Origin of the sequence: Providencia rettgeri (genome assembly GCF_001874625.1) — a bacterium.
In the GTDB taxonomy this organism is placed as follows: Bacteria; Pseudomonadota; Gammaproteobacteria; order Enterobacterales; family Enterobacteriaceae; genus Providencia; species Providencia huashanensis.
Genome location: NZ_CP017671.1, coordinates 2,157,475 through 2,182,504 on the forward strand (window position 1 = coordinate 2,157,475; position 25,030 = coordinate 2,182,504).

At 36.1% G+C, this 25,030-nt stretch carries 28 protein-coding genes and 1 pseudogene; 20 read left to right on the forward strand and 9 right to left on the reverse strand.

Annotated features, from left to right (window positions below):
* Positions 1-132: 132 nt before the first annotated feature.
* Together RB151_RS09915 and pspF are read right to left on the reverse strand one after the other, a co-directional pair.
* Entirely contained in the window at positions 133-738 is a 606-nt protein-coding gene (locus RB151_RS09915; protein ID WP_048607028.1) for a hypothetical protein, read from the reverse strand.
* A 567-nt stretch (positions 739-1,305) separates the two neighbouring features.
* Positions 1,306-2,316, reverse strand: a complete 1,011-nt coding sequence (pspF, locus tag RB151_RS09920; RefSeq protein ID WP_048607030.1) for a phage shock protein operon transcriptional activator — start codon at positions 2,314-2,316, stop codon at positions 1,306-1,308.
* A 267-nt stretch (positions 2,317-2,583) separates the two neighbouring features.
* Between pspF and pspA the strand changes: the two are divergent.
* The 8 genes and pseudogenes from pspA (at position 2,584) to RB151_RS09965 (ending at position 9,560) form a co-directional block, all read left to right on the forward strand.
* Positions 2,584-3,248 (forward strand): annotated as a pseudogene (gene pspA / locus RB151_RS09925) (phage shock protein PspA).
* An 80-nt stretch (positions 3,249-3,328) separates the two neighbouring features.
* Entirely contained in the window at positions 3,329-3,559 is a 231-nt protein-coding gene (gene pspB / locus RB151_RS09930; protein WP_042844003.1) for an envelope stress response membrane protein PspB, read from the forward strand.
* Positions 3,559-3,915 (forward strand): envelope stress response membrane protein PspC, encoded by a 357-nt coding sequence (gene pspC, locus RB151_RS09935; RefSeq protein ID WP_042844002.1) that lies wholly within the window; start codon positions 3,559-3,561, stop codon positions 3,913-3,915. Before pspB ends, pspC begins: the two co-directional genes overlap by 1 nt.
* A gap of 367 nt (positions 3,916-4,282) precedes the next feature.
* Positions 4,283-5,680, forward strand: coding sequence for a YcjX family protein (locus tag RB151_RS09945; RefSeq protein WP_071548027.1), 1,398 nt, complete (start codon positions 4,283-4,285; stop codon positions 5,678-5,680).
* Positions 5,677-6,732 carry a YcjF family protein gene (locus tag RB151_RS09950; RefSeq protein ID WP_042843999.1) on the forward strand — a complete coding sequence of 352 codons (1,056 nt, stop codon included), beginning with the start codon at positions 5,677-5,679 and terminating at the stop codon, positions 6,730-6,732. Before RB151_RS09945 ends, RB151_RS09950 begins: the two co-directional genes overlap by 4 nt.
* A gap of 240 nt (positions 6,733-6,972) precedes the next feature.
* Positions 6,973-8,532: a transcriptional regulator TyrR gene (tyrR, locus tag RB151_RS09955; protein ID WP_048607033.1), complete on the forward strand. Its 1,560-nt coding sequence runs from the start codon at positions 6,973-6,975 to the stop codon at positions 8,530-8,532.
* Positions 8,533-8,537: 5 nt separating this feature from the next.
* A complete protein-coding gene (locus RB151_RS09960) occupies positions 8,538-8,966 on the forward strand; it encodes a hypothetical protein (RefSeq protein WP_071548028.1) in 429 nt (142 codons plus the stop codon).
* A gap of 219 nt (positions 8,967-9,185) precedes the next feature.
* The gene (locus tag RB151_RS09965; protein ID WP_042843996.1) at positions 9,186-9,560 is read left to right on the forward strand and encodes a hypothetical protein; all 375 of its coding nucleotides are present in this window, start codon (positions 9,186-9,188) and stop codon (positions 9,558-9,560) included.
* A 79-nt stretch (positions 9,561-9,639) separates the two neighbouring features.
* Here RB151_RS09965 and tpx read toward each other — a convergent pair whose 3' ends face one another.
* Positions 9,640-10,143, reverse strand: a complete 504-nt coding sequence (gene tpx, locus RB151_RS09970) for a thiol peroxidase (RefSeq protein WP_042843995.1) — start codon at positions 10,141-10,143, stop codon at positions 9,640-9,642.
* 661 nt (positions 10,144-10,804) lie between these two features.
* Between tpx and RB151_RS09975 the strand changes: the two genes are divergently transcribed.
* Both RB151_RS09975 and zntB read left to right on the forward strand, forming a co-directional pair.
* The gene (locus RB151_RS09975) at positions 10,805-12,427 is read left to right on the forward strand and encodes a peptide ABC transporter substrate-binding protein (RefSeq protein WP_071548029.1); all 1,623 of its coding nucleotides are present in this window, start codon (positions 10,805-10,807) and stop codon (positions 12,425-12,427) included.
* A gap of 346 nt (positions 12,428-12,773) precedes the next feature.
* Positions 12,774-13,757 carry a zinc transporter ZntB gene (gene zntB / locus RB151_RS09980; RefSeq protein ID WP_042843993.1) on the forward strand — a complete coding sequence of 328 codons (984 nt, stop codon included), beginning with the start codon at positions 12,774-12,776 and terminating at the stop codon, positions 13,755-13,757.
* A gap of 256 nt (positions 13,758-14,013) precedes the next feature.
* Here zntB and ttcA read toward each other — a convergent pair whose 3' ends face one another.
* Positions 14,014-14,928, reverse strand: coding sequence for a tRNA 2-thiocytidine(32) synthetase TtcA (gene ttcA, locus RB151_RS09985; protein WP_042843992.1), 915 nt, complete (start codon positions 14,926-14,928; stop codon positions 14,014-14,016).
* Positions 14,929-15,806: 878 nt separating this feature from the next.
* On the opposite strand from ttcA, the gene RB151_RS09990 reads away from it, so the two are divergent.
* Together RB151_RS09990 and RB151_RS23470 are read left to right on the forward strand one after the other, a co-directional pair.
* Positions 15,807-16,043 carry a YgdI/YgdR family lipoprotein gene (locus RB151_RS09990; RefSeq protein WP_071548030.1) on the forward strand — a complete coding sequence of 79 codons (237 nt, stop codon included), beginning with the start codon at positions 15,807-15,809 and terminating at the stop codon, positions 16,041-16,043.
* A 282-nt stretch (positions 16,044-16,325) separates the two neighbouring features.
* Complete coding sequence (locus RB151_RS23470; RefSeq protein ID WP_164975491.1) at positions 16,326-16,466, forward strand: hypothetical protein; 141 nt, start codon at positions 16,326-16,328, stop codon at positions 16,464-16,466.
* 85 nt (positions 16,467-16,551) lie between these two features.
* Here the strand turns inward: RB151_RS23470 and catA are convergent, their stop codons facing one another.
* The 3 genes from catA to RB151_RS10005 all read right to left on the reverse strand — a co-directional run bounded on the left by catA (position 16,552) and on the right by RB151_RS10005 (position 18,647).
* Positions 16,552-17,193: a type A chloramphenicol O-acetyltransferase gene (catA, locus tag RB151_RS09995; protein WP_042843990.1), complete on the reverse strand. Its 642-nt coding sequence runs from the start codon at positions 17,191-17,193 to the stop codon at positions 16,552-16,554.
* 193 nt (positions 17,194-17,386) lie between these two features.
* The gene (locus tag RB151_RS10000; protein WP_225832907.1) at positions 17,387-17,644 is read right to left on the reverse strand and encodes a helix-turn-helix transcriptional regulator; all 258 of its coding nucleotides are present in this window, start codon (positions 17,642-17,644) and stop codon (positions 17,387-17,389) included.
* 307 nt (positions 17,645-17,951) lie between these two features.
* Positions 17,952-18,647: an aspartate/glutamate racemase family protein gene (locus RB151_RS10005; protein WP_042843987.1), complete on the reverse strand. Its 696-nt coding sequence runs from the start codon at positions 18,645-18,647 to the stop codon at positions 17,952-17,954.
* 413 nt (positions 18,648-19,060) lie between these two features.
* Between RB151_RS10005 and RB151_RS10010 the strand changes: the two genes are divergently transcribed.
* A complete protein-coding gene (locus RB151_RS10010) occupies positions 19,061-19,411 on the forward strand; it encodes a hypothetical protein (protein WP_181469237.1) in 351 nt (116 codons plus the stop codon).
* A gap of 43 nt (positions 19,412-19,454) precedes the next feature.
* Here the strand turns inward: RB151_RS10010 and RB151_RS10015 are convergent, their stop codons facing one another.
* Positions 19,455-20,099 carry a glutathione S-transferase family protein gene (locus RB151_RS10015; RefSeq protein WP_042843986.1) on the reverse strand — a complete coding sequence of 215 codons (645 nt, stop codon included), beginning with the start codon at positions 20,097-20,099 and terminating at the stop codon, positions 19,455-19,457.
* A 306-nt stretch (positions 20,100-20,405) separates the two neighbouring features.
* On the opposite strand from RB151_RS10015, the gene sra reads away from it, so the two are divergent.
* Both sra and RB151_RS10025 read left to right on the forward strand, forming a co-directional pair.
* The gene (sra, locus tag RB151_RS10020) at positions 20,406-20,594 is read left to right on the forward strand and encodes a stationary-phase-induced ribosome-associated protein (RefSeq protein WP_048607043.1); all 189 of its coding nucleotides are present in this window, start codon (positions 20,406-20,408) and stop codon (positions 20,592-20,594) included.
* Between the two features lie 229 nt (positions 20,595-20,823).
* Entirely contained in the window at positions 20,824-21,603 is a 780-nt protein-coding gene (locus RB151_RS10025) for a YaeF family permuted papain-like enzyme (protein ID WP_042843984.1), read from the forward strand.
* Here RB151_RS10025 and RB151_RS10030 read toward each other — a convergent pair.
* Positions 21,593-21,778, reverse strand: coding sequence for a hypothetical protein (locus RB151_RS10030; RefSeq protein WP_042843982.1), 186 nt, complete (start codon positions 21,776-21,778; stop codon positions 21,593-21,595). The genes RB151_RS10025 and RB151_RS10030 overlap by 11 nt on opposite strands.
* Before the next feature lie 157 nt (positions 21,779-21,935).
* Between RB151_RS10030 and RB151_RS10035 the strand changes: the two genes are divergently transcribed.
* The 5 genes from RB151_RS10035 to RB151_RS10055 all read left to right on the forward strand — a co-directional run bounded on the left by RB151_RS10035 (position 21,936) and on the right by RB151_RS10055 (position 24,992).
* On the forward strand, positions 21,936-22,874 hold the full coding sequence (locus tag RB151_RS10035) for a Gfo/Idh/MocA family protein (RefSeq protein ID WP_042843981.1): 939 nt from the start codon (positions 21,936-21,938) through the stop codon (positions 22,872-22,874).
* Between the two features lie 74 nt (positions 22,875-22,948).
* Positions 22,949-23,386 carry a glyoxalase/bleomycin resistance/dioxygenase family protein gene (locus RB151_RS10040; protein ID WP_042843980.1) on the forward strand — a complete coding sequence of 146 codons (438 nt, stop codon included), beginning with the start codon at positions 22,949-22,951 and terminating at the stop codon, positions 23,384-23,386.
* Between the two features lie 111 nt (positions 23,387-23,497).
* Positions 23,498-23,926, forward strand: a complete 429-nt coding sequence (locus RB151_RS10045; RefSeq protein ID WP_042843978.1) for a universal stress protein — start codon at positions 23,498-23,500, stop codon at positions 23,924-23,926.
* A 121-nt stretch (positions 23,927-24,047) separates the two neighbouring features.
* Positions 24,048-24,383, forward strand: a complete 336-nt coding sequence (locus tag RB151_RS10050) for a hypothetical protein (protein ID WP_042843976.1) — start codon at positions 24,048-24,050, stop codon at positions 24,381-24,383.
* A 171-nt stretch (positions 24,384-24,554) separates the two neighbouring features.
* Positions 24,555-24,992 carry a universal stress protein gene (locus tag RB151_RS10055; RefSeq protein WP_042843975.1) on the forward strand — a complete coding sequence of 146 codons (438 nt, stop codon included), beginning with the start codon at positions 24,555-24,557 and terminating at the stop codon, positions 24,990-24,992.
* Positions 24,993-25,030: the final 38 nt, after the last annotated feature.

The window sequence follows — 25,030 nt, forward strand, 5'->3', positions numbered from 1 at the left end:
CTTATGTAGACAAGGCATGACATTGCTCACATTGCTTCCAGTGTTTTATTTGATAGCCAGCATGGGTGCTGGCTTTTTTTTATCCAAACATAAGCAGTCAATTGGCACAGACGGCAGTAATAAAAAGCGAATTTATTCTAAACCAACATATTTTAAATCATCTTTTGTCACTTTGCCTTGAAGGGTACACAAAAAGCGAACGACACCTCTTTGCTCATCCTTTTCAATAATCAGCATTTTTTCAGCGGCATTCTTGTCAAGGTTGTAACGTTGAGCTGCATTTTCGTTAAATACCCAGTGATCTTGTAAATTATGCCTAATCATGGGGGAATATATATAACTATTACCAATCTTGATAATGCTAATCCTTGATGTAGTATGGCGGATCACTTCTTCAAGGCTTTGTGTTGTTTCGAACCCCCAAAAATAATACTGTCCACGCATTCCCATATAAGAAAAGTCATCATATTTGTCAAAATCACTATGACTAGCAATAAAACGGTTAAAAGTGACTTTATTTGTCGGGGAAAAATTGATATTGACAGAAATTTGCTTACCATCACTAAGCTGTGATTTATTTAAAATGTCAGAGACATCTTGTAAGACAGGGCTTTCTTTAATTTTCTCAAAAAAGGATGAGTCACAATAAGAAAAAGTTCTCATTAATGACTCAGCATTGGTGATAGGAGATAAAGCTAGAATAAAAAATGTTACAGCTAAAATGTTTATATTTTTCATAATAGTCTCCTTTTAGTAAATAAAGTTATGGTCTAGAGATATCACATAAATACATTTCGCACAGTAGATAAATATGACAATTTGTAAAATAAAGAAATAATTTAATTTATTAAAGAGTGTTCTGAGAATAGTAAAAAATTATAATGATAAGAATGCAGGGTATAACATTGCCATAATCATTATGTTAATAATTAACTTATTGTGCGAGAAGATTTACCCAATAAAATTGTATAAAATACTTAGTTAAGATAACCTTAATTTTTTATCTCATTGAAAATAATTGCAGATTAATTAATTTAAGGCAAGTTGATAAAAATTGAACCTTATCTAATTGATATGCGTGAATTTAAACTCGGGGTTTGGTTTTTTGCTTTTATTTAGAAAAAATAATATATATGTATTTAAAATTTAAATATTATTAGGTGTTATCGCGTATTAGGTAATAAAGGTTGAGGCCAATTTTTTGAAATATTTGGCAATAAAAATACAGTTAATAAGGAAGATAATAATGTCTAAATTTAAAGCCGTGTTCAAATAACCATAATGTCACTTGAACACTATTTATTATTAGGGCTCTAATTTAATCTGATGTTTTTTAATCAAACCACGTAGTTGGTCATAACTTAATGAAAGTAATTTTGCAGCTTTACGTTGGTTAAAATGGCTTATTTCAAGTGCTTGCTCTAACAACCTTTTCTCAGATGTTTGTTGCCATTGGCGCAAGTCACAAGGTAACGAGGGCAATGTTGAGGAAGAAGGAGACACAGATTGTTGAGCAGGTAATGACTCATGTAATTCTGTGAGTCGCTCTCCAAAGGGGTTAAAAATAATATTGTTGACAGGCTCTGCACGGTCACCATGACGGTATACGGAGCGCTCTATGACATTTTTCAATTCACGTACATTACCAGGCCAAGGGTATTGTTGTAGTGTTTGTTGGGCATCATGAGTAAAACCAGTAAAATGTGAACGTTTTAGTTCTCCACACATTAAAATGGCGAAATGCTCTGCTAGTAGTAAAATATCTGGTTGGCGTTCACGCAAAGGTGGTATGCGGATTACATCAAAAGCAAGTCTGTCTAAGAGGTCTGCTCGAAATCGACCTTGTTTCGCCAGTTCTGGCAAATTCGCATTAGTAGCACAAATTAAACGAACATCAACATGTAATGATTGGCTTCCTCCCACTCGTTCTAATTCACCATATTCAATTACTCGTAATAATTTTTCTTGTACTGACATTGGGGCTGTGGCTAATTCGTCCAGAAAAAGTGACCCTTTATCAGCGCGTTCAAAGCGGCCTTGATGGCGTTTTTGTGCGCCTGTAAAAGACCCTGCCTCATGTCCGAATAATTCAGAATCCAGTAAATTCTCATTGAGTCCACTGCAATTGAGAGAGATAAAAGCTTCTTGCCATCGAGGGGATAAGTAATGAAGCCTATCGGCGATAAGCTCTTTACCTGTACCTCGTTCACCAATAACCAGTATAGGTTTACTCAGTTGAGCGAGCTCGGAGGTTTGTTCTAGTACGTCTAAAAAATTACTTGAAATACCAAGGATCGGGTCATTAGTCTCTTTCATGGTTATTTTTACCAATAGTTGGTTTAAAATGCCTATTTTTTACTATAGGCTAAAATGAAATAAAAGGGAAAGCATATAATTATTTACTTAAAAATCATTTGGATATAAATAAATTTTAAAGTTGGCACGCTAGTTGCAATATTTTCTTCGCAAATAGTTTGGTATAACGAATTAATTGTATGACTTACGGAGCGTCAGGTATTGGTTGGAAGCCAAATCAGGTCGAGGCGCTACAGAATGATAAAATCCATCAAGAGGAAATAAATAATGGGTATTTTTTCACGTTTTGCCGATATCATTAATGCAAACATCGCTTCTTTGTTAGACAAAGCTGAAGATCCGCAAAAAATGATCCGCCTGATGATTCAGGAAATGGAAGATATGTTGGTTGAAATTCGCTCAACATCTGCACGTACTCTAGCAGAAAAAAAGGGCTAGAACGCCGTATTGAAATGGGTGAAAAGCAAGTTGCTGATTGGCAAGAAAAAGCAGAATTAGCACTCGTTAAAGATAAAGAAGATTTAGCGCGTGCTGCATTGATTGAAAAACAAAAAGTTAGTGACATGGTAGATACATTAAAACATGAGCTAATTATTGTTGGTGAAACATTAGCCCGTTTGAAAGGCGAAATTACTGAATTGGAAAATAAACTGCAGGAAACGCGTGCTAAGCAGCAGTCCATGGTAGTTCGTATGGAAGCTGCGCAATCAAGCCGTAATGTTCGCCGTCAGTTGGATAGCGGCAAGCTTGATGAAGCTATGGCGCGTTTCGAACAGTTTGAACGCCGTATCGACCATATGGAAGGCGAAGCCCAAAGTTATGGTATTGGCAAACAAAAATCACTGGACCAACAGTTTGCTGAATTGAAAGCAGACGATGAAATTAGTGCGCAATTAGCTGCACTTAAAGCTAAAATAAACAAAGAGCAATAACAGTATTTTTGATGCACTGATGCGTTGGTAACATCGTATCAGTGCTGTAGACAAGCAAACCATATGTATAAGGAAATGTGATGGGCTACGTTTTTCTGTCTCTCGGATTAATAATTTTTCTCATTTTTATTTTGCCTATTTGGCTGTGGTTACACTACAGCAAAAAGAATAATGGGCAAGGGAGTCAGCTAACCGAAAATGAAATACAGCGTTTAATGCAATTGGCTGAACAGGCATCACATATGCAGCAACGTATTAAAACGCTTGAAGACATTTTGGATGCAGAGCACCCAAATTGGAGGCAAAAATAATGACTCAATTTCGCGGCCGTAAGCTGTACCGTTTAACGGATAGACGAGTGTTCGGTGGTGTATGTTCGGGTATTGCAGAATACTTGGAACTTCCGGTTGCTTTGGTTAGGGCATTGGCTGTACTGGCTTTATTTGTCAGTTTCGGAATTACATTAATTTTGTATATTGTTATGTGCTTTGTTGTTGAAACCGCGCCAAGTGGTTATCGCTCAGAGCAAGATATTGGGCCTGAAGTGAGTAGCCTAATAAACCAAATAGATACACAGTTAAAATCAGGTGAAATGAAGCTACGCCAGATTGAAAGATATGTAACTTCAGATACTTATACTGTTAATAGTAAATTTCGTGATCTATAACATTTCGCATTGTCATCACACGATAAGGGGTTAGGTATTGATGCCGAATCCCTTTTGTTTTCAACGTGTCAGTGAGCGCAGTATGTCAAATCAAACCAATCCTCGATTAAAAAAATTCGCTAAACAACTAATATTGAAGAGAGGAGTTAAATTTATTTTATTGTTATTGATGACTTATGGCCCTGCGGGTGTCATCGGGAAAATAATTAAGCTGTTGAGCAGTAAGTGGCTAATAAATGCGTTAATTAAGCGGTTAACCTAATTCAATTTGTTGTTTTATGCTAAATTAATAAGGGTATTATCTATCTAACCACCAGTGTTGTTGGTGAAATTGATTTATATTTAAAGGATAAGTCTTCGGAGGAGCATGAAACGGCTGCAAAATGAATTAACTGATTTGATGAACCGGAGTGTTGACCGTCATGTCAGGCTAGCAGTAACCGGGCTTAGCCGTAGTGGTAAGACGGCATTTATCACCTCGTTAGTTAATCAATTATTGAATGTTAATACTGGTGCCCGGTTACCATTATTTTCCGCTGCAAGGGACAAACGATTATTGGGTGTTAAACGCGTTCCTCACCGTGATTTATCGGTACCACGTTTTGCGTACGATGAAGGGATCGCTTCACTCTATGGTCAACCTCCACAATGGCCAACGCCGACTCGAGGCGTGAGTGAAATCCGCTTAAAATTACATTATCGTTCAGAAGATTCTTTCCTTCGCCATTTTGTTGATAATTCTTCGCTATATTTGGAAATAGTTGATTACCCAGGTGAATGGCTATTGGATCTTCCTATGCTGGATTTGCATTATTTGGCTTGGTCAGAGCAAATGCATACTTTAGTCAAAGGGGAACGAGCTCATTTAGCGCAATCATGGCTGACTTTGTGTGAGAAATGTGACCCATTAGCGCCTGTCGATGAGAATTTATTGGCCGAAATTTCAGAAGCGTATACACAATATTTATTAGAATGTAAGGCCCAAGGGCAACATTTTATTCAGCCTGGTCGTTTTGTATTACCTGCGGAATTGGCTGGGGCTCCAGCGTTGCAATTTTTCCCTTGGCCAAATATTGCAAAATATGGGGAGAAAAAGCTCGCCCAAGCAGGTAAGAATACGAATATTGGCGCGTTACAACAGCGTTATCAATATTATTGTGAGCACGTAGTAAAAGGGTTTTATCGGGAGCATTTTCAACGCTTTGATCGGCAAATTGTTTTAGTTGATTGCTTGCAACCGTTAAACAGTGGGGCTGATGCATTTAATGATATGAGAATGGCGCTGACCCAATTGATGCGCAGCTTTCAATATGGGAAACGGACATTATTAAGACGCTTATTTTCTCCTTGTATTGATAAATTACTGTTTGCTGCCAGTAAGTCCGATCATGTTACCCCTGATCAACATGCAAATTTAGTGGCGCTTTTACAACAATTGGTTCAAGAAGCTTGGCAACACGCCGCATTTGAAGGGATAAGCATGGATTGTGTTGGGTTAGCGTCGATACAGGCCACAGAAAGCGGTCTTGTGGATTATAAAGGCGAGAAACTACCCGCTTTAAAAGGCGAGCGCTTAAGTGATGGTTTGCCGTTGACTTTTTATCCAGGGGAAGTGCCAAAACGGCTGCCAAATGAGCAATTCTGGCAACGGCAAGGTTTCCAGTTTGAAAACTTTAGGCCACGATTTACACCTATTGACCAACCATTGCCCCATATCCGTATGGATAGCGCGCTAGAATTTCTGTTGGGAGATAAACTAAAATGAATGAACCTCTAAAACAACGTCTTGATTTTGCTGATAGCCTTGAAAAAGAAAATGAAGAAAAGCTGAAAAAGGCACATTTTTTTGATGAGCAAGAGCTTGAAAAATTTACGCCTATCTCTTTGGAATTAGAACAAGATAACCAAGAAGGTGAGGTAGAAAGCCTAATTAACGAAGCATTAAAACCTAAAAGAAGTTTTTGGCGTAAGTTAGTCGGAACCGCAGTGGGGGTTTTTGCTGTCAGTGTGGTCGCTCAATTAGGTATTTGGATACACCAGTCATGGGTTACTCAGGATTGGACGGCCCTAGGTACTGCGGCAGCAGGGGGCTTGATTATTATTGCCGGTGTAGGGTCAATTGCGGGAGAATGGCGGCGCTTGTACCGCTTAAGAGAGCGGGCGCAAGAACGGGATTTTGCGCGAGAACTTTTACACAGCCATGGCATGGGGCAAGGGAAGCCTTTTTGTGAAAAATTAGCCAAACAATCGGCATTATCGGCACAACACCCCGCACTGCAACGTTGGCAGGCAACTATCCATGATTCTCATAATGACCGAGAAATCGTAGAATTATACAGCAGAATGGTTCAACCTATTTTGGATGAACAAGCACGCAAAGAAATTAGTCGTTGCTCGGCAGAGTCGGCAATCATGATCGCGGTTAGCCCATTAGCGATTGTCGATATGGCTTTCATTGCATGGCGTAACATTCGTTTAATCAACCGAATCGCTGCAATTTATGGCATAGAATTGGGCTATTATAGCCGTATTAGGTTGTTTCGTATGGTGTTAATCAATATTGCATTCGCTGGAGCATCTGAATTGATCCGTGAGGTCGGTATGGATTGGCTGTCACAGGATATCACCGCGCGTTTATCGACACGTGCCGCACAAGGTATCGGTGCAGGCTTGCTAACCGCTCGCCTTGGTATCAAAGCGATGGAGCTATGCCGGCCATTGCCTTGGATTGAAGACAAACCAAGGTTAGCTGATTTTCGTCATCAACTTATTGGTCAATTAAAGAATGTTATTCCCAGTAAGAAAAATAAATCATAAATAGAGAATAATTGGCAGGGGGAGTTGACAGTTTTGACTCACCCTGCAGCATTATTTGTCAATTAATAGTTTTATTGCTATTCCAACACACAAAAAAAAGCCTAAAATAGTGATATTGTCTGAGTATTCACGTTAACATTACAGACTGTCAACAATATGTGACACAAACACTGTATTCCCCTAGTATTTAACGCTAAAATACCTTTATTCAATCGACTTTTCTGATAAAGGTTTCTATCCATGCGCCTCGAAGTGACCTGCCAAGACCGAATCGGTTTAACACGTGAATTACTTGATCTTTTAGTCCTGCAAAATATTGACTTGAAAGGGATTGAGATTTCACCACAACGTAAAATTTACCTTAACTTCACACCTGTAGATTTTCAGGTATTTAGTACATTGATGGCAGAGATTCGCCGTATTAATGGTGTCATTGATGTACGTCGAATTTACTTTATGCCTTCAGAACGAGAGCATAAAGCTGTTTGGGCGTTATTAAATTCATTTCCAGAGCCCGTTTTGTCTATTGATAATAAATTAAATATCGAATTGGTTAACCCAATGACATTACAGTTATTTGGCTACGATGAAACCAAGATTCGTGAGAAAACATTTTCTCAACTCGTTGGTAGCCAAGGTTTATTGCGTTGGTTTGAACGTGAATCACCAGAGCCTTATACAGAAAAAGTCGTTATTAAAGGCCGAGACTATTTAATGCAAGTCACACCAATTATCTTGGCTGATGAAAATGGTAAATCCCATTGTACAGGTGCAGTGTTATTGCTGAAATCGGCTGAAATTTTAGACCAACAGCGTAAACAAGTGGTTGAAATTGATAAAAGCGGCTTTGAACAAATTATTGCTGTTAGCCCTGTGATGGTAAATGTGGTTGAACGGGCAAAACGTATAGCGATGCTTGATGAACCCTTGTTACTTGTGGGTGAAACAGGAACAGGGAAAGATATTTTAGCGAAAGCTTGCCATTTACATAGCGCGAGGGGGAAGGAACCTTTCTTGGGGTTAAATTGTGCTTCGATGCCTGATGATGTGGTGGAAAGTGAATTATTTGGTTATGCCGCAGGGGCGTATCCAAATGCAGTTGAAGGTAAAAAAGGTTTTTTTGAACAAGCAAATGGTGGCACTGTTTTACTTGATGAAATTGCGGAAATGTCGCCTCAAATGCAAATTAAATTATTACGTTTTCTAAATGATGGGACATTCAGGCGTGTTGGCGAAGAGCGGGAAGTGAAAGTGAATGTTCGCGTGATTTGTGCTACGCAGAAAAATTTACCTCAGCTAGTCGCAGAGAAGAAATTTAGGGAAGACCTTTACTACCGTTTAAATGTGTTAACACTAGCTATACCGCCATTACGTGAACGCAAAGAAGATATTTTACCGTTGACTAAAGCATTTGTTGCGAGTTTCTCGAAAGAATTACATATGGCTGAACCTAAATTAACGCCTTCATTAATTGAGTATTTGGGAAGTTATGACTGGCCGGGCAATGTAAGGCAGTTAAGAAATGCACTTTATCAAAGTTTAACGCAATTAGATGGCCATACTTTAGATGCAGATAACGTCCAACTGCCAACTGTTGCGAACACACCTGCTCTGGCGTTGGATTCACTTAATGGTTCTCTAGATGAAATAACGAAGCGTTATGAAGCTTCGGTGTTGTCACGTTTATACCGTGATTATCCAAGTACGCGCAAATTAGCAAAACGTTTGGATATTTCTCATACAGCAATTGCCAATAAGCTGAGAGAATATGGCCTCAATACCAAAAAAGAGCAAGATTAAATACAATGAGTAAAAGATTAACATTCATATTAGCTGCAATATTGGTTGGAGTGAGTACACCAATGATGGCGGAAACATCGATACCAAATAATGAGCTAAACCAATATTGCCAAGATACTGTGCAAACTATGGATGAAATCTATGAAAATGGTGCGTTGACTAAATGCTATTTTACGGGTGATTCAATCCTAGAAGCCTATCAACACTACCGAGCAGGGTTGGTTGATGGGCAACAATTCTTAACTAAAAAGCTAATGATAAAAACAGATATGGATATGCCATGTCCATCTGAAGGGTGTGTTGCTATTCGCTACCGTTGGAATGGTGGTCAGAACTTAAAAATTGAACAGGAATTTGAAGGTGGGGAAACTCACTTACAATTTAGGCAAAATAGTGATGGGACATCGCTAGAAATTACTAAACACCTTGATTAATTCATTTCTTTATTAACCATTCGGCGGGGAGGCGATAAAACGCGCTTGTCTTGCTGAATGCTTATTTTTCTGTTTAACCACTCATATTTAGATTTCAAACGGGCAAAACCCGACTAATACTATTGCTAATTGGTGATTTTTCCTGCTATATAATAAATATAGCAGCTGTTTATGGGTACCTAATCTCATTCAATAGGTTAAAGCCTACAAGGAGTCGCCATGGATCAATTCACCATTAATTTTGTTGTAAACCTTAAGTTGCGTGAATACATGAGTCAGTCTCATTATAAAAATGATATGTTTGAGTCTGCGGCATCGGCTGCTGAATTGTATTTAATGAATAAAGCGGCTGTGAAATATTTAACCAAAAAAAACCGTTTTACGTGGGAAGCCTTAGTAAAAAATGGTTATAAACCCCGCGATTTAATTATCGATATTTTGACATCGTGTTGCCCTGTGACACAGGAGCAAGCATTAAAAGTATTAAGCACGTTATCGCACACATTGATTTCACTCATGAGCGGTAATAAATTGTTTGCGAATGTCGTTAATGCGAAGAACCATCACCCACTCTATTGGGCACATGTTGATTGACTTGATATTTTGTTGCAGCAAGGTGAAAGCGGGAAATAAACCTTCCCGCTTGGTGGTGACCTAAATAATATTAAATCACTTATTTTAAACTGTTTAAAGCATCGTCATAGTCAGGTTCTTCAGTGATTTCTGGTACTAGTTGACTATAAATAACATTGTCATTTTCATCTAAAACGACAACAGAGCGAGCGGTGAGGCCTTTTAAAGGGCCACTTGCGAGAGCAACACCATAATCATCAGCGAAAGAATCACTACGAAAAGCGGATAGCATAACAACATTGTCTATACCTTCTGCACCACAAAAACGAGCTTGTGCAAATGGTAAATCGGCTGAAATGCATAGAACCACTGTGTTATCTAAAGCACTAGCCAGTTGATTGAACTTGCGAACTGATGCCGCACAAACACCGGTATCAACACTTGGAAAAATATTTAAGATTTTACGTTTGCCTGCATACGTTTCTAAAGTTGCTTCACTGAGATCTTTCGTAACAAGGGTAAAAGGCTTTGCTTTTGTTCCTGCTTGTAAAAATACGCCATTAACTGCAACATCATTGCCTTTTAGTTTAACTGTTTGCGACATGAATATTCTCCCGTTTATAAATTGAGTCACTGGTTACTTAATCTGTTTTTTAAAGAAAAGTCTTCGCGATTAAAGGCTTTCATAGATAAAGTGACACAGTGTTGAGTTTTATACTCTATTAATGACCAAAATTTATACTGCTGCCTACATTGACTTACTGTATACCTTAAGTTGTGTGTGGGGCAAGTGACTCATTAACACGGCGACATAACGATAAATTAAGTTTCTTATTAAGGTATCACGTCGGATGATTATATAACTGTTAAGCCTTGTTAATGCCCACATTTTTTATCATACCTTTTTCAAAGTACTCTGTTGAGTGTAACAAAAGCTCGTTAGCCTGTATCCATTTCTTTAGCAACCTATAATTTATAGGATAAAATATCATGATCTTTAATGTTATTTTATTGGACGCAGCGACTCATAAAATTTTGGGATGGCGACGCGCTCCAAGGCTCAGATCTATTTAAGCTTACAATACGCTAAAGAAAACCTAGGATATGGATTTTTTAAAGCTCAAAGCATATGCTGCATAAAGGAAAAATTGTGAATAAAGAGGGGGCTCAACAGATTAATATTGTTCATACTCTGTCTCTATTCAAATCACTTAGCTAAATCTGATTTTTAGTTAAATTTACATATTAACCAGATAGAAAATAAAATGCATAAACGTCCATTCACACCTTTAACTATTTTATTTGCTTCAGTTTTTTTTACTACACCTGCTATTAGTGCAGTTATTCCTGCGGGGACTGTTTTAGCTGAAAATCAGGAAGTGACTCGCCACCTTAAAGATGAACCAGCTTCTTTGGACCCAGTGAAATCCGTAGGGTTAACAGAAGCACAAGTCATGCGAGATCTTTTTGAAGGTCTAGTTAACCAAGATAAGCATGGCAAACCTATTCCTGGAACTGCGCTTAAATGGAGTACATCGGATAACCGAGTTTGGATATTTAATCTTCGTCCTGATGCACGCTGGTCTAATGGTGAACCGGTGACAGCACAAGATTTTGTTTATAGCTGGCAACGGCTTGTTTCGCCTAATACGACGTCCCCTTTTGCTTGGTTTGCTGCATTAGCTGGTATCAACAATGCACAAGATATTATTGATGGGAAATTGCCTGTCGAGCAACTTGGTGTGGAGGCAGTTGATCAACACACGTTAAAAATTGTGTTAAATAAACCAGTCCCGTACTTTCCATCTCTTACTGCCAATTTTAGTTTATTTCCAGTACATCGCGAAACCGTTGAGAAATTTGGTGCTAATTGGATAAAAGTAGGAAATCTCGTTGGTAATGGTGCATTTGTATTATCTGACCGTGTTGTAAATGAAAAAATTGTTTTAACGCCAAATACAAATTATTGGGATCATAAAAATACGGTGGTTACTAAGGTGACTTTTGTACCTATTAATCAAGAATCTCATGCAACAAACCGTTATCTAGCTGGGGATTTAGACATTACAGAATCATTCCCCAAGCAACGCTATCAAAAATTGTTAAGGGATATTCCTAATGAGGTTTTTACACCAGATCAATTAGGGACTTATTATTATGCTTTTAATACACAACGTGCGCCAACGAGTGATGTTAGGGTCAGAAAAGCGTTGTCTATGGCGATTGACCGCCAATTAATTGCGAGCAAGGTATTAGGGACAGGAGAAAAGCCAGCTTATTATTTTACTCCAGATGTTACCGACGGGTTTAAACCAGAGAAAGGCTTATATAACAGCTACTCGCAAAAAGAATTAGACCAGCAAGCGAAAGTTTTGTTGCAAGAAGCTGGGTTTGGTACAAATCACCCGTTGAAATTAACATTATTGTATAATAGTTCGGAAAACCATCAAAAAATAGCCATTGCTATTGCTTCTATGTGGAAGAAAAAATTAGGTGCTGAAGTTAAGTTAGTTAATCAGGAGTGGAAAACATATATTGATAGCCGTAATACTGGGAACTTTGATGTTATCAGGGCATCATGGATTGGGGATTTTAATGAGCCGTCGACATTTTTGTCTTTATTAACATCACAACATAGTGGCAATATTCCAAAATTTAATAGCCAGCAATATGATGACGTTATGGGGTCCGCCAGTATTGAGACCAATGAGCGATTACGTAACCAATATTATAATAACGCGGAAAAAATTATTGCTAAAGAGGCACCTATTGCTCCTATCTATCAATATACTAATGCACGTTTAATTAAGCCTTGGTTAAAGGGGTATCCGATTGAAAACCCAGAGGATGTGGCCTATAGCCATAGTTTTTATATCATAAAACACTAACGTAACATATTAAATATTTACTTAGCCTGTACTAGGTATAGGCTAATTTTTTAAATTAGTATCTAAAAAAACTCCTTCCTCTGGAGAAAGGGAAGGAGGACCAAAAAGGAATAAACACTACCTTTTTATAATAAAAAATTTATAAGTTATTTTATTGCTCGTTTGTGTCAACGATGTGTCTTTTTTTAGCAAAAATGGCGATATTTTACTATTTATCATGGTCTATTTGTCTTCTATGGGTTTTTATTGTTCTGCGCTTTTGATTTCAAACATCGCCTTGAAATAATTGCAATACTTCATTTATTCGATTAAAAATAACATATTGTTAATAAAAGGGAGAAATTGCATGGGGCTGATTTATGGTTCATTATTTCAAAACTCAAATCCTGTACATGCGTTTCAGTTAAATGGGGACGGTGGGCTGCTGCCACTTGATGTTAATGCGAGTGCCAGTCAGCAATCGCCATTTTGGCTTCATTACGATTATAAAGACCCACAAAGTTTTAATTGGATCCAACAATCGGGTTTATTTAATGACCAAGTAAAATCAGCGCTATCAGGTCATTCTGGTCGTTGGCGGTTGATCCGGGTTGGTGATGGTATTTTATTAACACTGCAAACCTTAAATACTAATGTCGGTCAGCGCCCTGAGCAGTTAATTGCTTTTCGTGTATTCATTAACAACCGGATGATAATTTCAAGCCGCCACCGAAAAGTTAATTCACTTGACCCTGTTATCGATGATTTAAAACAAAGCGTGGGCGCACAAAGTACGGGGGATTGGTTAGTTGAGGTTGCTGATTCGATTACGGATGAAATAAGTGATTTTACTGACTCTCTGCATGAACGCCTAATTGATATGGAAGATTTTATATTAAATGGCCAAATTCCGGAAAGAGGGGAGCTTGCTTTACTTCGCAAGCAGATTATTGTAGTTCGCCGTTACATGGCTCCTCAGCGGGATATGTTTTCACGTTTAACGACTGAAAAATTACTGTGGTTAGATGATACCGACCGTCGTCGAATTCAAGAAATATCAGATAGATTAGGGCGCTGTATTGAAGATCTCGATGGTTTTATTGCTCGTACCGCGATTATTTCTGATGAGATAACTAATATGATGACAGAGATGATGAATCGTCGTATCTATACAATGTCATTAATGGCGATGATATTTTTACCCACTACTTTTTTGACAGGGTTGTTTGGTGTTAATTTAGGCGGGATACCAGGAAATGAGTTCCGTTTTGCTTTTAGCGCCTTTTGTGTTTTATTGGCGATCTTAATTGGAACGGTCTTATGGTGGTTGAGAAAAAGCCGTTGGCTCTAAAATTGATGACTTATTATTTATAACCCAACCTAGTTTGAGATAAATCAATAAAACCAATGGGGTTTTAGGGCAGTATAAGTCCTGCAGGTGAATGCAACGTTGAGCGATGAACGTTGTGCTCCATAATTGTAGTTTTTCTCATATTGAGTTCTTATACAGAATAATTGACCACTGTAATGCCGATGTTGATTACATCGGCTTTTTTTTGCTTAAAATCCGACAAAAAATAACCTCCGTTATGGAGGCTATAGGTTAATTATTTCACTTCTACGATATCAAGACGTTGTGTAATAAAATCTGGGGTATCATCTTCATCAGTAAAAGCTTGTAGTGGGATTTCTTCTCGATCAAATGCTAAATCTCCACCATCGATGATGTCATCGCCGTGAGAAATATTTTTGAAATCAAAAAGCTCGGTATCACATAAATGAGATGGAACAACATTTTGGGTGGCACGGAACATGGTTTCAATTCTACCAGGGTAGCGTTTATCCCAATCACGTAACATTTCTTTGATCACTTGCCGTTGCAGGTTTGGCTGTGAACCGCAAAGGTTACAAGGAATGATGGGGAATTGTTTAGCTTGTGCGAAACGCTCAATGTCTTTTTCACGGCAATAAGCCAGAGGGCGAATAACGATATGTTTTCCGTCATCGCTCATTAGTTTAGGTGGCATACCCTTTAATTTACCACCGTAAAACATATTTAAGAACATGGTTTGCAAAATATCATCACGATGATGACCAAGCGCTATTTTTGTCGCGCCTAATTCTGTGGCTGTGCGGTATAAGATCCCACGACGTAAACGGGAGCATAGGGAGCAGGTTGTTTTGCCTTCCGGAATTTTTTCTTTAACAATGCCATAGGTATTTTCTTCAACAATTTTGTATTCAACGCCAAGGTTGTCAAGATAGGCGGGTAAAATATGTTCAGGAAAACCCGGTTGCTTTTGGTCTAAGTTTACAGCCACCAATGAAAATTGGATTGGTGCACTTTTTTGCAAGCTTTGTAGAATGGAAAGTAAGGTATAACTGTCCTTGCCACCGGATAAACAAACCATTATCCGGTCACCATCTTCAATCATATTGAAATCAGCGATCGCTTGGCCGACATCACGGCGGATCCTTTTTTGCAGCTTGTTTAAGTTGTATTGTTCTTTATTGTTTGTCATTCTAAATTGTTCTTCATTGTTGCTGGTTGTTACGCAATTAGCTGTAAATTAATTGTTTTTTAGCTTTGTGATGTTCATGGTTGGGTGTCACTTTTCGGTTATTTTTGCCTGAAAAAATCAAAAAAACCAAGTCCCAAGATTAGAAATAAATAGCTAACAGACACAAAACTAAAAAACATTCCTAGCATAGAAATTTCTTAGCCTGTAATGATAGCAGATGGTTGGGGGCTTTCGATACTAATTAGTAAAAAAGCTTTATTATGTGTCTTGCTTCTTGACTAGTATGATAGTTTGGCAAGCAACTTGAGGAGGTACATTAACTTGAAAAATAATGGGTAAGCTCTAATTGATGAGTCGAAGTCCAATCTAAAATGGTAGAGCTAAAAATGTAGGGTTAATACTATCGTACAGCTAGTTAACTTTGTTTAATTTTTTGAGTTCATTATATTAAACGAGCGATTTTTTCTAAAAATATTTGAGTTATGTAAAAATAGTCCAAATTAGCTTATATTAGATTTGAGTTATTAAATATACCGCTATTAATATTTCTATTTTTATAGAGGGGTGACAAAAAATGCCCTATAGTTTTAATTAACAACGCGTGATTAATATTATGATTTTAATTTAGTTATTAATTTTGTTTTTTATAAAGTTACCGTTATATTTGTAAATATAATGAGTAATAGTGTAAGTTGATGATTGTTGTTGGATTTATTTTTTTGTTAACTATCAATTAGTTATGGTGTTTTTTTGGTAAATAAAAAGTTGATAAACCTAATTTTAATATTGATACTTTAATCTATTTACTTGAAAGTTTCGACTTATATATTATATTTAATATATGTAGGCGTTGTTATTAACTGAATTAGGAGATAGATATGAAAATTAAAAAGTTATTTGCCATTTTTATATTCGCCTCTATATCAGCGATGGGTATCGCAGGGTGTTCATCAAATCAAAAAATAGAGACTGTTGACGGCCGGGCTATTATTTCAGATGGAAAACCTGAAGTGGATAGCGAAACAGGACTGGTTTCCTATAAAAATGCTGAAACGGGTGAGATTGAGCAGATAAACAGAGACCAAATAAAAAATATGAATGAGTTACAAAATTAATTAAGTTCATATATTGTTTTGGTGTTAATTTAATCGCATTCATCGATGTACTTTAGCTAGGTCATTGATGTGATAAAAAACCTCTTTATGTAGAGGTTTTTTATTTGTTCGGATAGGTAATTGAAACCTCCAAAGTACAATAATGTCGCTAGAAGGGATATGATGGTACAACTAAGATAGAAGTTGGTGTGGTTAAGTAAAAATGGAATAGAAAAATTTATAGTTTTTATCTGATTGAATACTAATAAACAAGTGATTAACCTAGATAAAAATGGAGGAAACATGCCTACAATAAACCCGATGGAGTTGATTTCATATACTATAGCAAATACCATAAAAATGGTGGTCACCCCAGTAGAATATATCGTTCAAAGTGGGGCTATAGGTGATGTGGTATTTATCAGTTGGCTATTTATAGGGTAAAAATTCTGCACCATATTAATAGTTATCGCCTGTGTTTATCTGGAAAGAAGGAAGGTTTAACTTCCTTCTGACTGGTTAAATAGAACTAAATAGTGAATTCATCACACAGTTTTTGTAATCTCATGAGAAACCTACCAACATGAAAACCATCACAGACAGCATGATGTACTTGTACTGCTAGTGGAAGTAATAATGTATCGTTCTCACTGTAAAATTTCCCTATAGTAAAAATTGGGGCGAAATTTTTTGTTATATCAGAGATATTCAAATTAAAGCTATCAAATTCTACCCATGGCAAAGATGATATATAAAAGAGATTGTCAGCTTGTATTGGCTGAGGAGATAATTTGGGGTTATCTTTGTACAATATCAACTGTTGATGATAATTCTCCATAAATTGGCAAATATCATCAGAATACTCGCACCATAAAGCAGAAAATGTTTCAGTTTCTTGGTGGAAAATTGTAAAGCTTGGGTTAATTTTATCCCATAAAATAAGCTCACCATTTTTTTTGGCTAATTTAAACTCATCATAGGTATTTGCCACTTGTGATAGCAAATAAATAATAATTGGGTAAAAACTATAATTTGTTGAATCTATTTGCTTTTTTAAATTGGTGATATTTATCTTCGTTGTTAAACTAAAACCACAGTTTATAAGTTGGTCGTATACATGGAAGTGCTCTTTACGTTGCCATGTATCAACGTTAAATTTTATGTAATTCACTTTTAAACCCTTCTAATAATAAATGGAAATTTTTTATTAGAAGGGGAGTTTTTCTGCTTTTGGTAACATTATGATAGCCCCCTGTATAATGGTTATAATAGATTAATATTTTACTGAATAGTTACATCTTGTCGAGTTAAATGTGACATAATCTAAATAAGAGCGTCCTTAGTGTACAGTCATAAAGGTAATACTATAATTTAGAAGATGGTTCTGCATCAATATAAATATCAAACAGCACCTTAAGATCAACCTTGAATATCTTAGAAAGTAATACAAGGTGGTCTATAAATATAGATAGGGAACCATCCTCATATTTTATATAGACGCGTTCAGAAACAGAAATCAGTTCTGCTACTTGCTTTGTCGTTAATTGACTTTCTAGACGTTTTTCCTTAATAAAATTACCTAATACGATGTTACCAACTTTGTTTTTCTTCATAATAGCCATTTTTTCAGTGAGTTTTTTAGTGATTATCGTAGATGAAAATTAATATTCAATGGGTAATAATCTGTAAAATGAAAGATTAAAGTTATTAATAAGCAATGTTAATTTAAACTAATTTAATTTGAATAGTTTGGCTATCAAAATTTAATGACATTTTATATGTGCTATATGTTTGAAATTAGTAGGATGTATCATGATGAATGATAAATTATGCTTATTACACTAATAAGTATGCTGAATAGATTAGATTTAATTAGTAGATACTACCTTCTAATGGTATTAAAGGCAGTATCTATTGTTACCCTGATAATCAAATAGATAATGCGATTTCCACCGCTTTTTGAGCATGGATAGCTGTCGTATCAAATACTTTGGCTGTGGTATCTTTTTCATTAACTAATAATGTAATTTCAGTACATCCGAAAATAATCCCTTCGGCTCCTTGTTGTACTAATGATGACATAACCCGTTGGTATTCTTTTTTTGATGCTTGGTTTATTTTCCCTAAACAAAGCTCATTATAAATAATCTCATGAATAATTTTTCTATCATTAAGATTAGGTGTTAATACGTCTAAATTAAATTTATTTGTTAGCCTATCTTTATAGAAAGGTTGCTCCATAGTAAACGAAGTTCCCAGTAACCCTATTTTTTTTAAACCATATTGTACTATCCGCTCACCTGTTGCATCAGCAATATGTAGTAGAGGGAGGTTAGTTTCCATTTCAATTGCCGTGGCAACTTTATGCATTGTATTCGTACATAGAACAAGGAAATCAGCGCCTGCAAGCTTTAAACGATTCCCTGCCTCAGCTAAGCATTGAGCTGCCAAATCCCATTGACCATTGGCTTGGTAGTGTTCTATCTCGGCGAAATCTACACTATATAAAATAATTTTTGCAGAATGTAAGCCACCTAAATGTTGTTTAATGCCTTCATTAAGTTGTTGATAATAAAGCAGAGTAGATTCCCAGCTCATACCACCAATAAGTCCAATTGTTTTCATTGTGGGGCTCCGTATAACTGACAGTTTTAGTTTTGACTATACTAATATTTTATCGATAATCACAATGCGATAGCATTATAAAGATGACTGTTTTTTACTTATATAAAAATATGCATGGTCTTAAACCTAAGTTTAATCTGTTTTTATATTTGGCTTATGTATGGTATTAATTTCATTTAAACATTACTTATTGCATGGTCTTTGGCTGTTGATGTAATAAAAATCAAATAAAATGAGCTAAGTTAACAATATTTACGTTTTAAAGATGGATTTTAAATGATATACAGTTATTATCATAAATGAAATCACATGCATAATATTGGTAAGGTAATGGCGACCATCAAATGAATTTTTTTAAAATAATCATTGCGATACTTATTTTTGGTGCTGCTTTTCTATTAGGGGCACTATATATGAAGCCAACCCAATTAAGTTTAGTTGAGCAAGTCAAAAAGAATGTTAATGATGTTTTGGCATACCCGCAAGCCGCTGAGTTTAGAAATATAGAATATCACTTCGCTCGTTATACTGCCGATAAAGGTAAGGTTGGTTATGTATGTGGGGAAGTTTATCGGTATAAAAATGATAAGCCTGACGGATTTAAACGTTTTATCGTTAAAGCGTATACGAATGATGAAGGTCGAATGGATATTTCCATTCCATTTGTTGATGGCGGTCATGAAATACTGTTGCCAGAACAGGTCAACCAAATTTGGCATGACAAATGTTCTAGCCCAGCATCTCCGTTAGAGTCGTTATCGTAGCTATTTGTATTTATTGCTGTCAGTAGCTTGTTATAAGGCAATGCTAGGCGGTGTTTGGGTCGATACATTTTAATGCTGCTGGGCGGTTTATCATCCTATGATAATAATCGATTAAAAATGGAGTGTTCGGCCGATTTAAAGGTGTTAGTAGCCAACGCTGAATAGACAGTGTTACAACAATATCTGCCAGGGTAAAATACTCCCCGCATAGGTAGTCGTAGTGGTTTTTTGTGGTCTTATTTTGTGCTAAAACAGAATCCAGTATTAGCATCTTTTCGTTCCATAAAACAATACTGGATTCTACTAGCTCATAGTGTTGTAAATAGAAGGGGTCTCTTCTAATTAGGGCCATGAAAGCGGCTCGCCAAGCAGGGTTTAGTTCAGCGCTTTGCCAATCCATCCATTTTTCAACTTCGGCTCTAGCAAGAGGGTCTGTTGGTAATATATTTTCATGTTGGGTTGTTGCTGCTAAATAGCGACATATTGTATTGCTTTCCCATAATGCTCCTTGGTCATGAATTAATACTGGAATGAGTGCATTAGGGTTTAGTTTTAAGTAGTTTAGTTGTTTTAGAGATTCTGTATTTCCCCATTGGTCTTCATGAATAAATTCAAGGTTCAGTTCGTGTGCTGTCCATAACACTTTACGAACATTAATTGAGGATGTTCGACCTAATATCTTTAACATTTTATCTAGCCCCTTAAAAATAATAATATTCAAATAACATAGATAGTTATGTTATGCAATTGTATTTTTATAGTTATTGCGATAACCCCACCTACGGTGATTGAAATAAAACCCAGTTGTAGTTACGGGTGTAAACTAATAAGAATAACTGGATTATATATATTTATATTAATGGTATACTAATTGAGTTGTAGTTGGTTTTGTTATTGATACAAAACAAAAAAAACCTTTGTGGTCAACGATGACTATATTTGTTGATATTCATTTTTTTAATGAATTTTAATTTAGTAGTTTAAGGAGTCGATAATGGTTAGTAATAATAGCGCACGTCGTTTATTAGGTATGCCTTACAAATTGAGCCGTTCTAAGAAGAATATTCGAGTGTCTATTGGTTCTAAAGATAATATTGCTGTAGCAGTCCAAAAAAACAAAGCAACAGAAAAGAAAACATATCATTCAATTACCGTTTTTTACCCTGAATATGTAGTCGGTTAATTATTATTTTTAACCCTCTAGTACCCTCTAGGGGGTTAAAATAACACTCTTCACTTAGTTTTTAATAAAAAACTCATTTCTTATCCTATTTTTAATACGAAATAAATTAATCATATTTAGCTGAATATAATTTTTTATAACAATAATTGTAGTCAGAAATATAATTAAACGTTAAGATTCCATCCATTGTATAAAATGAAAAATAATGATTACGATTAGGCGCTTTTGGATGAAATCTTACTGTTGGTTGTTGTTTTTGTGTTATATGTTTTTAACAGGGTGTTCTACTCAATTTAAATCAGATGAAAAAACAAATCGTTTAAAATTCAGTATCCAACATGCCAATACTATTCCTATTAAAGATTCCGTTGAACCACTTGCTGTTTCCGACATGTTGCCTGGCGATATTCTTTTGTCTTCAGCGACAGGGTTAAACTCGTGGGGAATTAGGCTATTTAGTATTAGTGGTGTAAGTCATGCATCTATTTATTTGGGACTTGGTGAGGTTGCTGAATCTGTTGGCAGTGGTGTGAGAGTTATTTCATTGAACCAAGCCGTAAGGGATTCGAATAATATGGTGGTATTGCGACAGTCGGGTCTTACATCACTACACGCAGATAAATTACGTGAATTTTCGATGCGTAATGATGGGCGTAAATATAATTATAAAGGTATTGTGATGATAGCCCCTTGGATGGTGACAAAAAGAATATGTGAACTACCATTAATTGGTGAAACAATACGCAATTTTTGTCTACAGACGTTAGCTAAAGTCCAGTTAGGTGATGACGTAGACCAAGCAAATGGTTTCTTTTGTTCTCAGTTCGTTATTGATGCATACAAATATGCAGGTATTCCTTTATTTGAAGGAAATTCATCATGGATAACCCCAGCAGATATATTACATATGCGTACAGGGGATGTGCCAACGTTTATGCCAACTCAGCGCTTAGTTTATGTTGGCCATTTGAAATCGTGGAGCTTCAGTAACGCTATCTTTAAAAAATAGCGCATTGTTTTACAAGCAAAAAAAAGGCCAACGTATTAAGTTGGCCTGCTAAACTGGAAGCAATGTGAGCAATGTCGTTTGTGATAAACTTGAGTAATTTACTCAAGTATTCACGAGGTAAAAGATAACCATTCTCATTTAATAAATCAACCCCTTTTTTTGTATTGCTACTCATTCTTTATTTCTACTGATTTATTTTATTTATGCATGAAAAACAATTAGTTAATGCTAATTAAGCTGTTTTTTTGTATTTTTACTAATAATTTTATTTAAAAAAAATCGTTTAATGCGATTATTTCAGCCTAGATAATCGACTAAAGAGTGTATTCAGTATGAGAAAACTAAAAATTGGTGTCGTAGGTTTAGGCTCAATTGCGCAAAAGGCGTACTTACCCATCTTAACCAAGGAAGATAATTGGGAATTAATAGGCGCATTTTCGCCGAATCAATCGAAAGCCAGATTAGTTTGTGACAGATATCGAATAGAGCTATTTAGTCGTCTTGATTCTCTCGCTCAGCAGTGTGATGCGGTTTTTGTACATAGTGCTACTGCAAGCCACTATGAGGTCATAAAAAGGTTATTAGATTTAAATGTGCATGTTTATGTCGATAAACCATTAACTGAGCAGATTGAACAGTCTGAGCAATTAATTGAATTAGCAGACCTTCGACAGAAAGGGTTAATGGTTGGTTTTAATCGCCGGTTTTCACCTTTCTACATGGCTTTAAAATATGACTTACAAAATATTTCTTCACTTCGTATGGAAAAACATCGTACGAACAGTGTTGGACCAAAAGATGTTAGGTTCACATTATTAGATGATTACTTGCATGTGGTCGACACCGTAATTTGGATGGCGGGGGCTGACTCAGAGGCGAAATTAATCAGTGGAAATATTCAAGCAACATCACAAGGTGAACTTTTTTACGCGGAACACCATATACAAGCAGGGCTATGTTGGCTAACGACATCTATGCATCGAAAAGCTGGGAGCCAACAAGAGAAATTGATTGCTGTGGCAGAAGATAGCATACACCAAATAACCAATATGAATCATTGGCGAAGTGAAGACGGCACTGGTATTCATGAGGCAAATCCCGGAAGTTGGGATTCAACCTTACTACAACGTGGTTTCGATGGGGCAATTCGTCACTTTATTGACTCGGTTTCAAACCAGTCTCAACCATTGATCAGTGGTGAGCAGGCGATTATGGCTCAAAGGCTGGTTGAAAAAATGATTTTAGAATCAAAGCAAATGGCGAATACTTAATTAAATAGTTAGAGTTAAATATAAAGTCGATTATCATTTTTTTATTTCAGCAGCCATGATAGTGAGATCCCCATATGCTAAACTTAACAAATAGTTCAGAGGTGTTATTTATTGCGGGTTTTGGCCCCATTGTTGTTGATCACCCAATGAGTCAGCATTTTTATTTGGATGTACTAAAACTGCCCTTAAAACCAATAGAAGAGGGGAGTCAGTATTTGACTTGTGAGCAAGATGCTCTCAATGGAACTAAACATTTTGCACTTTGGCCGATTGAGCAAGCAGCATTGTCTTGTTTTAAAGAACGACAATGGCCAGTTGAAATTCCTATCCCCCAAAGTTGGATGGAATTTGAAGTTTCAGATATTGATAAAATCACTCAAACTTGCCTCGAACATGGCTATAAATTATTAGTCTCTAATCAAATTGAGCCTTGGGGACAAACGGTAACTCGTTTGTTAAGTCCTGAAGGTATTCTTATTGGATTAACAGTTACACCTTGGTTAAGAGAATAGTTTTAAATTATCGCTAGAGATCTCATTTATCTTTGTGAATGAGAGACATTCTTAGCTAATTGTTTATAATTTTATGGTAAATCTTAATTTTAACTATTTTGTGGAGGGGTTATGTATAAAACGATTCTGGTCCCTATTGATTTAACTGAAGATGAATTAACCAGTAAAGCGGTTCGTCATGCTGTCAATCTTGCAAAACAATCGGGTGCTAACATTCATCTTATTCACGTTTTGCCTATATCATCTGCAATTATTAATGCCTATGCTTTGGGTTACATGGAAATAAAAGACCGTGCAACAGTTAAAGCAGAAGAGGATATGAAAATGCTAATGGATTCTATAGATCTACCTCATGATCATGTTAGCTACACCATTACATTTGGTTCCCCTCGTGATGAAGTGATTAATACTGCAAAGGATATCAATGCTGATATTATTGTCATTGGTTCACGCCGCCCGAATATCACGACTCATCTTTTAGGCTCTACAGCTGCGGGTATTGTTCGTTACGCAGAAACTTCAGTGCTTGTTGTTCGTTAATTTACAGATAAGAACCTACCTATAAATGTAGGTTCTTTCTAAATAGGATTTCTTTAGTTATAAATTTAGTGGGTAAAGTATAGAATCTATTTTATTTATAGTAAGGAATTTTTGAATCCCTATGGAAAAATTTTCAAAAGAATTATTACGTATTGAGTATTTCTTGCTTCGAGTTTTGCGTTTTTATTTGTTATCGCTTTTGGTGTTTTTCCTCGGGTTATTGCCCGGTATTATCGGTTTCTATTGTATAGAAGGTCACTCACTGATTGAGTCAATGCTAAATGCATTATCAATGCTAAGTGGGCAACCAATAGAGCCTGCACCGATTACGCGTGCTGGTCGCTTTTTTATTGCTATTTATGGTTTATTTCTACAAAGTGTTTTTATTATCAGTATTGGCTTGATTGTAACACCCTTTATTCATCGTATTTTGCATAAATGGCATTTAGAAGAATAGGTCTATTTTTTGTCGTAATGTTAGGGAAGTTCACAGCTTTTTTACAATAGAAATACTATACTTTTATCGATGAAATAGTAAATATTCACCCGCACTTCCTAACGATTAAATCGTAAAAACTAACTAAAATACGGTTTAAAAGAGGATAAACACAATTAAAGAGGGCATCATATGTATAAGACAATTTTGGTTCCCGTGGATATATCTGAAGATGTACTAACAGATAACGCATTAAAACATGCTGTTTACTTGGCTAAAATGACTAATGCGACAATTCACTTATTTCACTCAGTACCTGATGTTTCAAGGTTCTCTATGAGCTATAGTTATCATTATGATTTACTGTCTTCTTTCGCTAAAAAAGCAGTAGAACGTTCTGAAGAGCAATTAAAAGAAATTATTGAAAAAATTGATTACCCTTCAGACAAAATCACTTATAAGGTTGAATTTGGTTCACCAAGAGATAAAGTGTTATCAGAAGCTGAAAGTATTAATGCTGATTTAATTGTAATAGGTTCTCGTAATCCGAGTATTTCAACCCATTTATTAGGTTCTAATGCTTCAGGTATTGTTTCTTACGCTAAAATATCAGTACTTGTTGTTCGCTAGAAAGAAATGCAAGTAAGAATAAAAATACAGCCTAATTC

Bases quoted from the DNA above. Each gene is read 5' to 3' on its own strand.
- RB151_RS09915 (WP_048607028.1), bottom strand. From the start codon at position 738: ATGAAAAATATAAACATTTTAGCTGTAACATTTTTTATTCTAGCTTTA.
- pspF (WP_048607030.1), bottom strand. From the start codon at position 2,316: ATGAAAGAGACTAATGACCCGATCCTTGGTATTTCAAGTAATTTTTTA.
- pspB (WP_042844003.1), top strand. From the start codon at position 3,329: ATGGGCTACGTTTTTCTGTCTCTCGGATTAATAATTTTTCTCATTTTT.
- pspC (WP_042844002.1), top strand. From the start codon at position 3,559: ATGACTCAATTTCGCGGCCGTAAGCTGTACCGTTTAACGGATAGACGA.
- RB151_RS09945 (WP_071548027.1), top strand. From the start codon at position 4,283: ATGAAACGGCTGCAAAATGAATTAACTGATTTGATGAACCGGAGTGTT.
- RB151_RS09950 (WP_042843999.1), top strand. From the start codon at position 5,677: ATGAATGAACCTCTAAAACAACGTCTTGATTTTGCTGATAGCCTTGAA.
- tyrR (WP_048607033.1), top strand. From the start codon at position 6,973: ATGCGCCTCGAAGTGACCTGCCAAGACCGAATCGGTTTAACACGTGAA.
- RB151_RS09960 (WP_071548028.1), top strand. From the start codon at position 8,538: ATGAGTAAAAGATTAACATTCATATTAGCTGCAATATTGGTTGGAGTG.
- RB151_RS09965 (WP_042843996.1), top strand. From the start codon at position 9,186: ATGGATCAATTCACCATTAATTTTGTTGTAAACCTTAAGTTGCGTGAA.
- tpx (WP_042843995.1), bottom strand. From the start codon at position 10,143: ATGTCGCAAACAGTTAAACTAAAAGGCAATGATGTTGCAGTTAATGGC.
- RB151_RS09975 (WP_071548029.1), top strand. From the start codon at position 10,805: ATGCATAAACGTCCATTCACACCTTTAACTATTTTATTTGCTTCAGTT.
- zntB (WP_042843993.1), top strand. From the start codon at position 12,774: ATGGGGCTGATTTATGGTTCATTATTTCAAAACTCAAATCCTGTACAT.
- ttcA (WP_042843992.1), bottom strand. From the start codon at position 14,928: ATGACAAACAATAAAGAACAATACAACTTAAACAAGCTGCAAAAAAGG.
- RB151_RS09990 (WP_071548030.1), top strand. From the start codon at position 15,807: ATGAAAATTAAAAAGTTATTTGCCATTTTTATATTCGCCTCTATATCA.
- RB151_RS23470 (WP_164975491.1), top strand. From the start codon at position 16,326: ATGCCTACAATAAACCCGATGGAGTTGATTTCATATACTATAGCAAAT.
- RB151_RS10000 (WP_225832907.1), bottom strand. From the start codon at position 17,644: ATGGCTATTATGAAGAAAAACAAAGTTGGTAACATCGTATTAGGTAAT.
- RB151_RS10005 (WP_042843987.1), bottom strand. From the start codon at position 18,647: ATGAAAACAATTGGACTTATTGGTGGTATGAGCTGGGAATCTACTCTG.
- RB151_RS10010 (WP_181469237.1), top strand. From the start codon at position 19,061: ATGAAGCCAACCCAATTAAGTTTAGTTGAGCAAGTCAAAAAGAATGTT.
- RB151_RS10015 (WP_042843986.1), bottom strand. From the start codon at position 20,099: ATGTTAAAGATATTAGGTCGAACATCCTCAATTAATGTTCGTAAAGTG.
- sra (WP_048607043.1), top strand. From the start codon at position 20,406: ATGGTTAGTAATAATAGCGCACGTCGTTTATTAGGTATGCCTTACAAA.
- RB151_RS10025 (WP_042843984.1), top strand. From the start codon at position 20,824: ATGAAATCTTACTGTTGGTTGTTGTTTTTGTGTTATATGTTTTTAACA.
- RB151_RS10030 (WP_042843982.1), bottom strand. From the start codon at position 21,778: ATGAGTAGCAATACAAAAAAAGGGGTTGATTTATTAAATGAGAATGGT.
- RB151_RS10035 (WP_042843981.1), top strand. From the start codon at position 21,936: ATGAGAAAACTAAAAATTGGTGTCGTAGGTTTAGGCTCAATTGCGCAA.
- RB151_RS10040 (WP_042843980.1), top strand. From the start codon at position 22,949: ATGCTAAACTTAACAAATAGTTCAGAGGTGTTATTTATTGCGGGTTTT.
- RB151_RS10045 (WP_042843978.1), top strand. From the start codon at position 23,498: ATGTATAAAACGATTCTGGTCCCTATTGATTTAACTGAAGATGAATTA.
- RB151_RS10050 (WP_042843976.1), top strand. From the start codon at position 24,048: ATGGAAAAATTTTCAAAAGAATTATTACGTATTGAGTATTTCTTGCTT.
- RB151_RS10055 (WP_042843975.1), top strand. From the start codon at position 24,555: ATGTATAAGACAATTTTGGTTCCCGTGGATATATCTGAAGATGTACTA.